General features: G+C 67.9%; 13 protein-coding genes. 5 read left to right on the top strand and 8 right to left on the bottom strand.

All coding sequences use genetic code 11. From position 1 onward, the window contains the following. Positions 1–188 precede the first annotated feature (188 nt). Together ABZ824_RS21050 and ABZ824_RS21045 are read left to right on the top strand one after the other, a co-directional pair. Positions 189–668, top strand: coding sequence for an EXLDI protein (locus ABZ824_RS21050; RefSeq protein ID WP_356964866.1), 480 nt, complete (start codon positions 189–191; stop codon positions 666–668). A 42-nt stretch (positions 669–710) separates the two neighbouring features. Beyond that, positions 711–2,861: an MMPL family transporter gene (locus tag ABZ824_RS21045; RefSeq protein ID WP_356964864.1), complete on the top strand. Its 2,151-nt coding sequence runs from the start codon at positions 711–713 to the stop codon at positions 2,859–2,861. A 420-nt stretch (positions 2,862–3,281) separates the two neighbouring features. Here ABZ824_RS21045 and ABZ824_RS21040 read toward each other — a convergent pair whose 3' ends face one another. Beyond that, complete coding sequence (locus ABZ824_RS21040) at positions 3,282–4,469, bottom strand: helix-turn-helix domain-containing protein (protein WP_356964862.1); 1,188 nt, start codon at positions 4,467–4,469, stop codon at positions 3,282–3,284. A 142-nt stretch (positions 4,470–4,611) separates the two neighbouring features. Here ABZ824_RS21040 and ABZ824_RS21035 point away from each other — a divergent pair, with 142 nt between their 5' ends. Beyond that, on the top strand, positions 4,612–4,776 hold the full coding sequence (locus ABZ824_RS21035) for a hypothetical protein (RefSeq protein WP_356964860.1): 165 nt from the start codon (positions 4,612–4,614) through the stop codon (positions 4,774–4,776). Further along, positions 4,773–4,964 carry a hypothetical protein gene (locus ABZ824_RS21030; protein WP_356964858.1) on the top strand — a complete coding sequence of 64 codons (192 nt, stop codon included), beginning with the start codon at positions 4,773–4,775 and terminating at the stop codon, positions 4,962–4,964. Before ABZ824_RS21035 ends, ABZ824_RS21030 begins: the two co-directional genes overlap by 4 nt. Positions 4,965–4,983: 19 nt before the next feature. Here ABZ824_RS21030 and ABZ824_RS21025 read toward each other — a convergent pair whose 3' ends face one another. Continuing rightward, complete coding sequence (locus ABZ824_RS21025; RefSeq protein WP_356964856.1) at positions 4,984–6,093, bottom strand: FAD-dependent monooxygenase; 1,110 nt, start codon at positions 6,091–6,093, stop codon at positions 4,984–4,986. Between the two features lie 105 nt (positions 6,094–6,198). Between ABZ824_RS21025 and ABZ824_RS21020 the strand changes: the two genes are divergently transcribed. Next, positions 6,199–6,840 (top strand): TetR/AcrR family transcriptional regulator C-terminal domain-containing protein, encoded by a 642-nt coding sequence (locus ABZ824_RS21020; RefSeq protein WP_356964854.1) that lies wholly within the window; start codon positions 6,199–6,201, stop codon positions 6,838–6,840. Positions 6,841–6,969: 129 nt separating this feature from the next. Here ABZ824_RS21020 and ABZ824_RS21015 read toward each other — a convergent pair whose 3' ends face one another. The 6 genes from ABZ824_RS21015 to ABZ824_RS20990 all read right to left on the bottom strand — a co-directional run bounded on the left by ABZ824_RS21015 (position 6,970) and on the right by ABZ824_RS20990 (position 13,629). After that, positions 6,970–9,678: a hypothetical protein gene (locus ABZ824_RS21015; protein ID WP_356964852.1), complete on the bottom strand. Its 2,709-nt coding sequence runs from the start codon at positions 9,676–9,678 to the stop codon at positions 6,970–6,972. 588 nt (positions 9,679–10,266) lie between these two features. Next, positions 10,267–11,007 carry a CPBP family intramembrane glutamic endopeptidase gene (locus ABZ824_RS21010; protein WP_356964850.1) on the bottom strand — a complete coding sequence of 247 codons (741 nt, stop codon included), beginning with the start codon at positions 11,005–11,007 and terminating at the stop codon, positions 10,267–10,269. A 218-nt stretch (positions 11,008–11,225) separates the two neighbouring features. Beyond that, on the bottom strand, positions 11,226–12,155 hold the full coding sequence (locus ABZ824_RS21005; RefSeq protein ID WP_356964849.1) for an RluA family pseudouridine synthase: 930 nt from the start codon (positions 12,153–12,155) through the stop codon (positions 11,226–11,228). A gap of 181 nt (positions 12,156–12,336) precedes the next feature. Next, positions 12,337–12,918, bottom strand: coding sequence for a putative glycolipid-binding domain-containing protein (locus ABZ824_RS21000; RefSeq protein ID WP_356964848.1), 582 nt, complete (start codon positions 12,916–12,918; stop codon positions 12,337–12,339). 5 nt (positions 12,919–12,923) lie between these two features. Beyond that, entirely contained in the window at positions 12,924–13,376 is a 453-nt protein-coding gene (locus ABZ824_RS20995; protein WP_356964847.1) for a TIGR03667 family PPOX class F420-dependent oxidoreductase, read from the bottom strand. A gap of 73 nt (positions 13,377–13,449) precedes the next feature. Further along, on the bottom strand, positions 13,450–13,629 hold the full coding sequence (locus ABZ824_RS20990) for a hypothetical protein (protein WP_356964845.1): 180 nt from the start codon (positions 13,627–13,629) through the stop codon (positions 13,450–13,452). Positions 13,630–14,044 lie beyond the last annotated feature (415 nt).

Here is a 14,044-nt window from a genome sequence, read left to right as displayed (position 1 = left end):
TCGCCGCGCCAGGTGGGACCGGCGGTCACGCGGGGCCTTGCGCTATACGTATACATCTACTTATAGTGAGACGGCGGCCCGGGCTTTCTGGGAACATCGAATCCGCACCGGTAGAGGCGGATTCGGGGTGGGCCGGTCGACGATAGACGCATGCCTGCATGCGCACTGATCTATGAAACGGGGAAATCATGACCACTGATCCGAACAACCTGAGCGGCGTGGACACTGTCGAGGAGCAGGCCTGCGGCGTCAGCATCGTGAAGGAATCGGCCGAGCCGGGCGACGTGGACGACCTGCGCCAAATCGTGTTGCGCGTGGGTCCGGGCGGCGGGCGTCAGCAGCGGTTCTTCGGCAGACTGCTCGGCGAATCCCGCGAATACGGCAAGGTCGGGATGAACGTCGTGCGGGTCTACGTGAGCCGGAAAGGCAAATTCGTGGTGCACCGCCGGGAATCGGACTGGCGCGAAATGTCCGTCGCGATCGACTGGACCGAATGGAAGAACTGGCGCGAGCTGCTGCGGCCCGGCAGTGGCGAGCGCGAATGGGGTGACTACACGGTGGAGATCGTGGACTCGCCCGCCGAGTTGCGGGGCCGGATTCCGGAGCACATCTACCGGACTGTCGTCGACGTGGCCGAGCACCCGAACTCGCAGGACCTGCAGATCTGAGATACCGCCGCTTTTCCACATCCGGAAAGGATCTATTCGCAGATGTTCGCACGACTGGGGGCCGTGGTCGTCCACAATCCGTGGAAGGTGATCGGCCTGTGGGTGCTGCTCGCCATCGCGGTGGTGGCCGCGGCGCCGGAACTGAAATCCACTACAGACCAATCAGCCTTCCTGCCTTCGCATTACGAGTCCATTCAGGCATTGGAGTTGCAGCAGAAGGCTTTCCCGGACAGCTCCGCTCCCGCGGCGATCATCGTGTTCGCCCGGAAGGACGGCACGCCGTTGACCGGTGCGGACGCCGCTTCGGTCGTCTCGATCGGCAATGAGCTGCGCGACGCGCGGGTCAAGGACGTCATCGGGATGCAACCGACGCCGCCGTCGGAGAACCGCCTGGTCCAGATCATCGCGGTGCAGATGACGAAGGTGACGAATCCGAACGACACCACCCAAGGCGACGCGGTCAAGGCGCTGCGCAAGGAGCTGACCGCGCGCGTCGCGAACACCGAGCTGAAGGCGGGCATCACCGGCCAGGCGGCGCAGGTGCTGGATCAGCGGGAATCGGGCGACAAGGGGCTGGCCATCGTCGGTATCGCCACCGTCGTGCTGATCCTGGTGCTGTTGCTGGTCATCTTCCGCAGCCCGGTGATCGCGTTGCTGCCGATCGTCGTGATCGGCGCGATCTCCAGCATGGTGAGTGGGTTGATCGCCGTGGTGGCCAAGGCCTTCGACCTGCAGATCGACGCATCGATCAATGCCATTCTGGTGGTGGTGCTGTTCGGTGTCGGCACCGACTACATCCTGTTCCTGATGTTCCGCTATCGCGAGCGGCTGCGCGCGGGCGAGGATCCGAAGACCGCCATGGTCAACGCCGTCACCCGGGTGGGTGAGGCGATCACGTCGGCGGCGGGCGCGGTGATCATCGCGTTCATGGCACTGGTGCTGTCCACGCTCGGCATGTTCCGCGCCATGGGCCCGGCGCTGGCGATCGCGGTGGCGGTCGCGCTGGCGGCGGGGCTGACGCTGGTGCCTGCGGTGGTCTCGCTGCTGGGCACCAAGGTGTTCTGGCCGTCCAAGGCGTGGCGCATCGAACCGAAGGGTGCGCGATTCACCGCGATCGGCAGTGCGCTCGGCCGGCGGCCCGCTGTGTTCGCCGCGGTCTCCGGCGGTTTGCTGGTCGTGCTCGGGATCTTCGCCTTGGGTTTCCACCCCACGTTCGACCTCAGCTCGGGGCAAACTTCGGAGGCCTCCGAATCCGTTGTCTACAGCAAGGAATTGGTCAAGGGCCTGCCCGCGGGGACGACCCAGCCTTCGGATGTCCTGTTGCAGTCCGGCGGTGGTGAATTGGCGGTCGATCAACTCGCCGCCTACCGCGCCGCGCTGGCCGCGGTGCCGGGAGTGGGACAGGTGGCGGAGCCGAAGTTGTCCGCGGACAAGTCGATCGCCGACTTCGCGGTGACGCTCTCTGCCGCGCCGGAGTCGGACGCCGCGCTGGACACCGTCAAGGGACCGTTGCGCGATGTCGCGCATTCCGCGGCGCCCGCCGGTGCCACCGCCGCCGTCGGTGGTCTGACCTCGGTCTTCGTCGACTTCCAGGAAGCGATGGCGCGTGACTACGCGATCGTGTTCCCGGTGGCGGCGATCCTGATCATGATCGTGCTGGGGTTGCTGCTGCGTAGCCTGGTCGCGCCGTGGTACCTGATGGCCTCGGTGTTCCTCGGCTTCGCCGCCACGCTCGGTGCCGCGGTGCTGGTGTTCCAGCACTTCCGGGGCGAGACCGGTCTGATCTTCACGCTGCCGGTGATCATGTACCTGTTCGTGGTCGCGCTGGGGACCGACTACAACATCCTCATGGTCGCCCGGTTGCGGGAAGAAGCGCGCGAGGGCAACGAACCGAAACAGGCCGCGGCGCTGGCCGTGCGGCACACCGGCCCCACCATCGCGGCGGCCGGGGTGATCCTGGCAGGCACCTTCGCATCGATGATGCTGGCGGGCAACAACGTTCTCGCACAGATGGGCTTCGCCATCTCGGTGGGCATCGCGATCGCGGCTTTCGTCATGGCGATGTTCTTCACGCCCGCGCTCACGGCGCTCATCGGGCACAAGGCGTGGTGGCCGGGGCATGGGGACGAGAAGCCGGAGGGCTCTGGACCGGAGTCTCGCGAGGTCGTCGGCACTTCGGTCGGCGAGAGCTGAGCGGGACCGGAACTCGCGGACACCGCGGATGAGTGAACCGGAATAGAGCTGTGCGCCCGATTCATCGGGCGCACAGCCTTTTCCGCACGAAGAACGCACGTCGTGACCGGACGGTCACCGGGCGCGGGAAACTCCGTGCGTGCGGTCCAGACCCTGTCCGGTGCCGCCACGCTCGATCCTCATGCCAAGGCGGCGAATAACCGCCGCTCACGGGTGATGCGCCGCATCAACCGCAGGAGTCTCGCCACCTCCGACGACGCCCCTTCTCGTCCAGCTCTCTCTGAACGCCGCGCGTCCCGCGGCCGCGTCCAGGGCTCTGCGAGCGGCCTCACGTTCCTGCTCGGCCGCCGCCCGCGCCTCGGCCGCTGACCAACCGCACTGCGTCGCGTGGTCGGCCGTGGCTATGGCTTCGTACGAGACTCAAATCTTGACGTTGGCCCACTTCGCGAACCGGGCCAGGGAGTCGGTTCCGCGCCGGGCATTGGCGAGTACGCGGACGGTCTCGTGGACCTGGGGGTGGTTGCGTGTCAGCCCCGGTGCGATCCGGCGCGCCTGGTCGAGACTGGCGAGGGCACGCTGCTTGTCGCCGTGGAGTAACCACGCGCGGGATACGTCGATCCAGTGATGTCCAGCGCGGGATGGCGTGACCGATGCCGGTAGCCGAATCTGCTCGGCGCGTGCGACGGCGGTTGTGCCATCGCACAACTCGACCGGGACGGCGACGGAGTGAATAGCGACGTTCGGCAGATGGAACCCGGTTCCGTACTCCTGATACCGGTCGGAGTTGATCGTCTCGCCGATCCGGCGCGCTTCTCGAAGATGCGTGTCGGCGGTGTCGGCGTCGAGCGCACGGGCAGACAGTATCGACGCCCGCAGGTGCAACGCGCCCCGCACCGCGAGGACTTCCGGCGTCGCAGGTAGTTGCTCACTGGCTGCGTGTGCGCGCTCGATGATCCGCAGTCCACCGGCATACGCGCCGGAGTACAGCAGGATCAGCGCGCGATGGTATTCCGCCGCGATCGGCCACGCGGGGTCAGCGCTGCGTTCGGCGGCCCACACGCATCGTTCGGCGGCCAGTCCGGCGAGGTCGAGGTAGCCGTAGCGGTAGGCGATCGATGACGCACTGTTGTATGCGTAGGCGAGCGTCGAATAGATCCTCTCCAAACGGTGCCCGGATGGCTCGTCAGCGGCAAGCGCGTGCAAACCGTGTATTACGTCCGGCAGTTCGGCGGTGTGGTCGCCGTACCGGCCGCGTCGTCTGCTCGCCTGTACCCGATGCAGTGCCGTGGTCAGCTGTTCCAGGGTGGTCGGCGCATTCAGTGGCTCGTCGTTGAACGCCAGAATTTTTCGGCGCAGCTCGCGGATGGTGGCATGCGCTCCGGCATCGTCGCGCGCCGGGATGTAGGGCTGCCCGGTCAGATCCTCGATGTCGACCCTGAGTGCCCCGGCCACGGCCGCGATGAACGCGGGCGAGGCTGGGCGTGCGCCTCGCTCGACCTTGCGCAACAGCGACACCGACACGTTCGCCTGCTGGGCGAGCTGTTGCTGTGTGAGCCGGGTGAGCTTGCGCGCCCTGGCGGTGCGTTCCCCGATCCCGGCATCGTCCATACCTCCACGGTGACACACGATGTGCCGCTTCGCATGAGTTCGTCGAGGACAAAGTATCCGCAGGCCCCGGCGTCGGGTCGAGTCCTGAATCCCCGGCGCCGGGTGCCAACCAACCACCCACGACGTGCCGAAAGGTCACCGAATGACCGCAGAACTCGCAACTGTCCTGATCGTCATAGCCGCTGTCGGCGGATTGCTGATTCTCGTGTTCTGGGTGCTGCCCTGGCTACTCGATCTCGGCGACGAACCGGACGAATCCGTACCGGCGCGTGAGATCTTCGCGCGGCGGGAGGGCGAGCAGCGATGACGACTCGGGGTTCCTGGGTGCAGGACTACTGTGAGGACGGCAACCTGCCCGCGGACGAGAAACACGCGCGTGGCCTGATGAAGATCCACCAGAACTGTGAACCGCCATGCCCGCGTAGGGTGTCCGCTGAGCGCTACCTGAGCGAGCGCGGCGTGCGCCGCGCGTCGGACGAATGGCGGAAACCATGAGCGCCGTATTCGGATACCTTCAGCCCGGTTGGAAGAACTCGAGCATTCTCCGGCTGGCGTCCGGCGATGTCAGGAGTTCCTGTATCCGTGCGGACATCCGGGCGGCGGCGCTGGTGCGTTCGAACATCTCGCGTTCGTATTCTTTTACGGCGGAGGGGAAGTCGTCCGGGCGTGCGGCCAGTGCGAGGCCGAGCACGGCGCCGTCGAGCAGGGCCATGTTGGCGCCCTCGCCCACCGGCGGCATCAGGTGCGCGGCGTCGCCGAGCAGCGTGACGTCCGGCCTCGACGGCCAGGTCAGGCCGATCGGGAGACTGGTGATCGACCGCGGTACGACGGTGTCGTCGCAGGCCGCGATCAGCGCGGTGAATCGTGCGTCCCAGCCGGGGAGCAGGTCGATCAGCCGCGCCCGGGCGGCGGCCGGGTCGTCGAACGGGATCCCGCTGGTAGTGAACCAGTCCTCGCCGGTGTTGTAGAAGCTGAGGCCGATGCGAACGCGGCCGTCGCCGTTGCGCTGTGCCGCCAGGGACAGTCCGTTGCCGAGCACCCAGTAGTTGCCGCGGCCGACCATCGCCGCGAGGTCGGGATGGGTGCGGTCGATGTCGGGAATGCCGAGCTCGACGACGTTCTGGCCGATATGCGCCGGGCGGGCGTCGGTGAGCAGCGCGCGGACCCGGGACTGTGCGCCGTCCGCGCCGACCAGCAGGTCATACGTCGCAGTGCTGCCGTCGGCGAAGTGGAGTAGGCCGTTGTCGGCGGATTCGAACGCGTGCCCCCAGCGCACCACGCCTTCGGGAAGGGAATCCAGCAGCAGGTTGCGCAGATCGGCGCGGTCGACCTCGGGTCGATCGAGCGGGGCGTCGTCGGGGGTGTCCTCCTGGAGCAGCAGGGTGCCGTCCGGCTCGAGCAGGCGCATGTCTTGGCCTTCACCACGGGCGATCGAGTGGAACTGGTCGATCAGTCCGGCCTCGCGTAGCGCCCGCTGGCCGGAGTGGATGTCGAGCATGCCGCCCTGGCCGCGAGCCTCGCGGGAGGCTTCGCGTTCGTACACGACGGCCTCGATGCCGTTCACGTGCAGCACTCGGGCAAGGGCCAGGCCGCCGAGTCCGGCCCCGACGATGGTGATGGTCATGATTGCCTCCGATACACCGTATTCATCAATACACTGTATCGAACCATGCGATGTAGTGTCAGCGGCATGTTGGTGTGGGAGCGACCGGAGCCACCGAATCGACCGGTGCCGGCCCCGTTGAGCCGGGAGCGGATCGTGCGAGCGGCGATCCGGCTGGCCGACGCGGACGGCTTGGCGGCGGTGTCGCTGCGCAAGGTCGCCGCCGCGCTGGACGTCGGGCCGATGCGGCTGTACGGCTACATCGCCACCAAGGACGAGTTGCTCGATTTGATGGTCGACGCGGTCTACGCCGAGATCCAGCCGGCCGGAGACGGTTGGCGGGAGGTGCTGCGCTCCCTTGCCGAAACCACCCGGCAAGCAGCTCACCAGCACGAATGGTTCGCCGACCTGCTCGGTGGGCGGCCGCAGCTCGGGCCGCACGCGATGGCCAGAGGGGAGGCCGTGCTGGCGGCACTGGGCGGCGTCGACGTGGACATGGCCATGCCGGTGGTCGCCGCGGTCAACGCGTACGTGATCGGCGCGGTGCGCCGGGAGATCGCCGACCGGCGCGCCGAGCGGGCCACCGGGATGGACGAGCACCAGTGGCAGATCGCCTTCGGCCCTTATCTGGAGCGAGCCTTCGCGACCGGCCGATTCCCCGCGCTGGAGACGGTCGTACGCGACGCCGCCCACCTCGACGCCGACCAAACCTTCCGCATGGGCCTCGACTTCCTACTCGACGGCATCGAAGCCCGCATCTCGAGTTGACCGCCGACGCCTGGGCCGATTTCATCGCTGCACCCGTTGGCCGATCACGCCGACCTGTCCGCGTCTCGATGGTGGCGCGCCTGCCTTCCCAGCTTTTGCGCCATCGTTAGCCGCTCGGAGCGGCGGTGCTCAGCCGATGGTCGCGTAGGGGCGGTGGACTTTGATGGCGGAGTCCAGGACGCGGGTGACCGCGGAGCGGGGGACGCCGAGTTCGTTCGCGATGGCGGGGGTCGAGCCGCCCTGATCGGCGAGGGTCAGGATCTCTCTGACCTCCTCGATCGGGAGGTCGGACAGGTGGCGGTCGGTGATGGCTCGTGCGATCGCGGAGATTTCGTCGTCGTCGGTGTCGGCTTCCTCCGGCTCGGTGGGGAATTCGTCGTCCTCGTCGTCGTCCTCGAGGATCGGCATCGATGCGATGGGGAGGGGCGAAAGCTCGGGGGTTTCCTCGAGGGCCAGTTGTTCGCTCTCCGCGTCGGCGGAGTGGTCGTTCTGCTCTGCGGACATCGACTTTCCGCGTTTCGCCGCGCGCGGGGCGGTGGCGTTGGGGTGCACCTGTGCGGCGGTGTCGGCGATTGCGGGGGACTGTGTGTGCATCGGTTCGGTGGAGCCGGGACGCCGGGCGGCGTCGTCTCCTCGATGCACGCGATCGGCCGAGCGTTCGCCTCGACCGGCGGGCGGAAGTGGCGGCGTCGCACTGTTCGTCTGAGGGAAGGGACGCTCGTCGAACTCGAGTCCGTCCAGCGAAATCTGTTGTGCAGGTTGCGCGGGTTCGGGGCGCGGTTCACGGATATCGGACGCACGCGTTCGCACTCGGCTCGGCGTTCCGTGCTCGAAGTCGGCCGGTGAAGGCTGCGCTGCTTCGGGATCGGCCGACCGGGCCGAACGTCCGTCCGACTGCACTTGCGAGACGTACTGGGCGGCAGATGAATCCGGATGTGTCGGGGAAGTCGTCAACTCGCGGCCGTTGGTGGCAGACGGAACCGGGCTTCCATGGGGAGCGACGGTGTCCGTGTGGTCTTCAGTGGCGGGGGCGGTGTGCCGGTCGACCGGAAGCGCGTGCGCGTTGATGCCTGTGGGCGTCCCGGCGGCGTGACCATTGGCGGTTGTAACAGTGTCGTGCCCGTTGACTCGAGCGTCTCCGGTCGCCGGGAACTCGGTGGTGTCATCGTCGGTGCCGGGGCGGAAGGTCTTTCCATTGACTCGCGGATGCCGCTCAGTGCCCTCAGCGGGGGTCGGCACCGTGTGACCGTTGGTGGCCGGGCGCAAGGTACGTCCGTTGATGCGCGGGTGCCCGTTCCCGTTGACAGGTGTCCGGCTGGCCTTGCCGTCGATCGGCAGGATGTGGCCGTTCACGGACAAGTCGCCGCGGGTGTGGCCATTGACGGTGGGTTCGACGGGGTGGCCGTTCGTCGTGTGCGGGAATGCGACACCGTTCATGCCGGTATAGACCGCGTGGCCGTTGGCCGGGCGCTCGTCGGCGGAACCCGAGGTAGTGAAGTTCTCGCCCACTTCGCTGTGCACAGGATTCGCACCCGCGAGTGGGGCACCGTCGACGGGGTGGCCGTTGATCGGCGTATCGACCGCGTGACCGTTGGCCGTGCGAGTATCGGCGAGGCCCGAAGTGCTGAAGCCCTCGCGCACTTCGCCGTTGCCAGGGGCCGCCGCGGTGGACGCGACGCGGTCGACAGTGATGGGGTGGCCGTTGATCCGCGATCCGACCGCGTGACCATTGGTCGCCGACTTTGCGGTATCGACGCGTGCCGGGACAGGCATGGTCGGTGCGGCCGAGCTGAACTCGTCGAGGCGTTCTGCGGGACGAGTGCCCGTCATTTCGGTCGGGACAGCGTGGTGGGTCGAGGCTTCACTCCCGGCGTGATGGAGGTCGGCACCGCCCCGATGATCGGTCTGCGCTCCGTGATTCGCGTCGTGGTGCGCCTCGCGGCCACCGGTCACGCCTGCATAGGTTTCCCAGGGAAATCGGCCGCTGTTCGCCGCTGCGTCGAGCGAGGGGCGACTACTCGCTTCCGCCTGCATGCCCGTGGCGAGTCGCGCATCGATGCGGATCGTTCGCGGGTCGGGATCGATCACCGGCGCGCCGTCGATCAGCACCGCGTACCGCGCGGAAACCCAGGCGTGCAACCAGATCACGACGCCGACCATCACCGGAGCGATCGCGTATTCGGCGGCGCGGCCGAGGTCGCCCGCGGCGAGATGCGGTCCCGTGTTCAGTGCGACGGTCGTGCCGAGCAGCGCCGCCTCGAAGAAGATCACCTTGCCGCGCGCCAGCTCCCGGCCCCATCGCGCCGCGGTCGTCGCCGCCACCATGATGGTGATGATCGGGATCGAGATCATCGCCTCGATGCCGTAGCTCAACCAGTACAGCGGATCGGCCATGTCGCCGCTGGGTACCAGATTGTGCTGCACGTTGACACCGGCCCACACCATGCCGAGCACGACGACGGCGATCAAGGCGCGCGACGACCACTCCGCCCGCCGGTAGAGCTGCGCCAGGCGCGCGTCCTGGCTCGACGCCCGACGCCGCGCCGCCAGTGCGCGCCGATGCCAGCGGGCGTCGGCCTCCTCCGAGCGGCGCAACGCCGCGGACGACTTCCGGTCGCGCCGTTCGGTGGCCAGTTCCGCCTCGATGGCCCGTCGCCGCTGCTCGCGGCGGCGCGCGCGAATCCATTCCGCCAGCTCGCGCTCCGCGGCGATCTCGCGTTCGGACAGCACCTCCAGCAGCGCCGGATCGAGCTGCAGGGGCAGTTTGCCGCGCGCGGTCTCGACTTGCTGTGCCAGCGCGGCAATCTCGGAACTATCGTTCGAGGATTCGTCGGGCATCGCGAGCCTTCCCAAGAGCAGGTCTCATGTCGAGTGGTGGAGACATGATCGCTCGAACATATGTGTGATCGGAGTGAGATTAAACCGAGCTCCGCCCGTGGTCAATGCGATGCGCGCCCGCCTGAGGGCGACACGCCGAGCTGCCGAAATTCGCGGTCTGGCCCGAATATCCGGATGAGCGGCACTTTTATCGGCGCTCTCCGCGTGTCGAAACTCAGTTCGAATGTGCGCATGGCTATCGCGCGAATTTCTCGGTTTCGGGATGCCGCCCGCCCATGGCTTGGCCGAAACCAGCGACTGTCGAGCGAAGGAGACGGGCAGCCGCCGCGGCACGGCTCGAGTTCACACGGGCGCCGCATACATAACGAAGAAAGCGACAGCGTCGAGTCGGGGCGGATGCTGACCCGGCTGCTGCGATCTCGGTCACGGAGCGAACTGTCAGCCGCGACAAACCGCGCGCATCGGGTAGCGAGGTTCGACACCCGCGCCCAGCGCACCCGACCGCGTCTTTCGAGCGAAGCGAGACCGAGCATGCGCCGTTCGCGGCCATAAGGGGGCCGCGACACCCAGCGCCGCAGGCGCTGGAAACTAGTTCAGCGTGTGCCAGACGATGGCGGCGGCCAGGGCTCCCGCGCCGTTGACCGACCAGTGCAGGGCTATCGGGGCGAGCAGGCTGCCGCTGCGGTGGCGCAGCCAGGTGAACACCACGCCCGCCGCGGCTGTCGCGAGAACGGCGAGCAGGATGCCGACGATCTGGCCGGTCACGCCGCCGCCGACGAATGCGCTCAAGCCGCGATTGCCGGAGGTGAGACCGAGGGACGACGCGATGTGCCAGAGGCCGAACAGCAGGGAGCCCGCCGCGAAGACGCCGCGCGCACCGTACGCGCGGTCGAGTGTGCCGTACAGCACGCCACGGAAGGCCAGTTCCTCGGGGATCACGGTCTGCAACGGGATGACGATCATGGAGGCGATCAACGCGCCGGAGATGGTCGCATAGCGATCGGCCAGGAAGAACGGCCGCGTGAGCGGTAGTGCCGCCCCGATCGCGACGACCGCGAGGACCAACGCCACCGCGCCGAGCGCGTAGAGCGAACCGCGCCGCCAGTTCCGGGGCGAAAGGCCCAGTTCCGACCAGCCGAGACCACGCCTGCGGACCAGTGCGAGCAGCACGAGCGCCGAGACCGGCACCGTCACGATGCTCGCCCACGCGGTGGTGAAATGTGCGATGAGATTGGTGCCCGCCAGGACGATCACCACCACGGCGACGTCGACGTAGGCGTGCACTTTGTGGCGTGGGCGGGTCGGTGCTGCTAGGTCCGGCTCAGACATCTCGACCGAGTCTACGGAACGAGAACACGTTCACCACGGATGCGGGCTTTATTGCCGGATCGATCACTTTTCGCCGCCGTCGGGGTCGACCGGGGTCCCCGCCGTGTGTACGGAAGGCGAGGCGGGTGTCGCGGAACCGTGTGCGAAGGCATGGCGCGGCGCTCGGCCGGGTGATCGTGTCGTGGCGACGCTGCTCGATGCGGGCGCTGACCGCGGTGTCAGCCGGCCCACCCGTGCGGGTCGGTCCAGGCCTGCAGCGTGCGGCTGGTCTCGAAACGGCGCGGCTCGTGGGTGACCGGATCGGTGAACTCGAGTGCGGCGGCCAGCAGTTGCAGCGGCCTGGTGAAGTCGTCGACCGGCTTGTCGGTGAGCACCGGGTAGAAGTCGTCGCCGAGGATGGGGACGCCGAGGCTGTTCATATGCAGGCGCAATTGGTGGGTCCGGCCGGTGTGCGGGCGCAGCCGGTAGCGGCCGAGGCCGTCGCGGTGCTCGAGCAGTTCGATCTCGGTTTCCGCGTTGGGTTCGCCCGGGACCTCCTGGGCCGCGAGCACCTGCTTCTCCTTGATGATCCGGCTGCGCACCACGCGGGGCAGCGTGAGGGCGGGATCGAAAGGGGCGATCGCCTCGTACTCTTTGCGCACGGTGCGCTTGTGGAACATGGTCTGGTACGCGCCGCGGCGAGCCGGGTTGATCACGAAAAGCACCAGGCCCGCCGTGACGCGGTCGAGCCGATGCGCCGGGACCAGATCGGGGAGGTCCAGCTCTCGGCGCAGCCGCACCAGCGCGGTCTGCAGGATGTGCTGACCGCGCGGGATCGTGGCCAGGAAGTGCGGTTTGTCCACCACCAGCAGGTCGTCGTCGCGATGCACGACGGGGATGTCGAACGGCACCACCGTCTCCTCGGGCAGATCGCGATGGAACCAGACCGCGCCGCCGGGCACGAACGGCGCGTCCGGAGCGATCGGCCCGTCCAGGTCGACGATGCCGCCCGCGTGCAGCAGTTCATCGATGCGCGCCGGGGAGACCCGGGGCAGGCGCTCCACCAGATGGTCCCGGATGGTCGCCCAATGCCCCTGCTCCGGTAGTCGCAACCGGGCCGGGTCCAAGCCGTGCCGTTTCGGCAACGGCGGTTGTTGCCGCCTTCTCATCGATACCGACCCTAATAGGTGCAGTCGGACGGAGTCCGTCCTCAGCCTGCGCATGGCCGGAGCGAAGGCGGAGGTACGCCTAATGGGTGCAGTCGGACGGAGTCCGTCCTCAGTCCGCGCATGGCCGGAGCGAAGGCGGAGGTACGCCCGACCGCAAGGCCTGACGTCCGAGGTCGCGGGCTCAGTGGGCGCGGATCGCGATGCCTGGGTAATCGAGCACCAAGCCCGACTTGTCGTAGTCCAGCGCGCAGGCGAAGTCGAACTCCGGGGCGGAGTACTGGAACCGCGGTCCGTGCGAGCCGTCGGCGACGCGGACGTAGCGCTGCTCCAACCGGGCCACCGCGGCGCCGGAGGCGTAAACGTAGGCCGCGGGCGCGTCCGCGCCGTCGCCGATCTCCCGCGCGGACCGGTGCACGGGGAGCGCGTTGGTCAGCGCGGAGGACTCCAGGTCCACGTCCAGACAGCCGTCGAGCAGGGGCGCGGGCATGCCGTCCAGCAGCCAGGACCCCGCGCCGTCGGACTCCAGCACCAGCGTGTTCCAGCCGCCTGGTTTGCGCACGGCCACCTGGGCCCGGCGCGTGCGCCATTCGGTGTCCAGCGCGATCCGGTAGTCCACCACCCAGGCCGTGCCGTCCTCGACCGCTGTCGTGCAGCCGTCGATCAGCACGCCCTGCTCGGTGACCCGGAAATACGCCACCTCGAACCCCTCGCGGGCGGTGCGATGACGCCACGCGGCGGTGGGCGGCGGCGGCGCGAACTGCATCGGGTTCAGAATCCGCGCAGCCGGTCGGGCGTGATGCGCAGCACGACGGAGTACTCGGCGTAGAACTGCTCGTCGGTCAGGCCGATCGAGCGAAGGCCGTCGGCGTACTTCGTGGTGAAGGCGTCGATCTCCGCCGAACCGGGCCGTTGCTCGACCACGCGCGCCGTGCCGGTGAGTACCACCACGTCGCCGCCGGACGCGGTGCTGTTGAGGTTCAGCGCGACCCGGGGATTGCGCTGGATGTTGCGCACCTTCGGTTGGCCGGGCTTGCTGAAGATCAGGAACTCGCCGTCGCGCCACTGGAACCAGACGGGGTTGGGCTGCGGTGTTCCGGTGGGGCCGACGGTGGTCAGCCAGAGGATGGACTCGCGGTTCAGGCGTTCGGCGACTTTGGCGCCGAATTCGGTCTCGGTGTCGACGACAGGGGTGGCGGAACGATCGGATGCCGTTGCGGTCATGGCAAGGACAACACCCCGGCCGCCGTGACGATTCCGCGTCGTCGCGGCGGGAGCCACGAGACCGGTGCTCCTGTCACGGCGTAGCCCGTTCGTCCAGCACCATCAGCCGGGCTTCGACCAATGTCTTGCGGGCGCGCCGCCGGACCCGGCATATTTCGACGCTGCAATCCAGGTGCACTTGCATGGCGTGGTGCGCTTGGCCCGCGGTGAGTTCGCCGGGATCTCTGGCGCAATTCGACAGAACCGAAAACATCTCCGTGCCATACATATTCGATCCTCCTGCGGGTCCGGTGGTTTCGCTCGCATTCGAAGTTAGCGATGCGCGCGGGCTATCGGACCAGGACGCGGGTTCGTTCACGGAGGCTTCCCGAGCGCGTCGACAATTCGAAAACAGCGAGTTCGCAGCAGTTTTCGCACATTGACGAAATAAGTCACGAAAGACAACGGCCGGTAGGGGGGGACCGCCCGGGACGCGTGGTCTCGGCGGCGAAGCGGGCGACCCGTGCCGTGCCGGACGACCGCCTCCGTACTCGCGGGTCGATGGACCGCTCGCGAAGCTCCCACGGCGCCGGGAGGGCAAAGATAACTTAGGCTAACCTTTCTTGCTGGGCGCTTCTGTGTGAGGATGAGGCGATTCCGGTGATGGATGCCGCGAGAGACGAGGTCAG

The sequence above is a fragment of the Nocardia sp. NPDC047038 genome, assembly GCF_040644075.1.
In the GTDB taxonomy this organism is placed as follows: Bacteria; Actinomycetota; Actinomycetes; order Mycobacteriales; family Mycobacteriaceae; genus Nocardia; species Nocardia sichangensis.
This window is presented reverse-complemented; position numbering and strand designations above follow the sequence as displayed.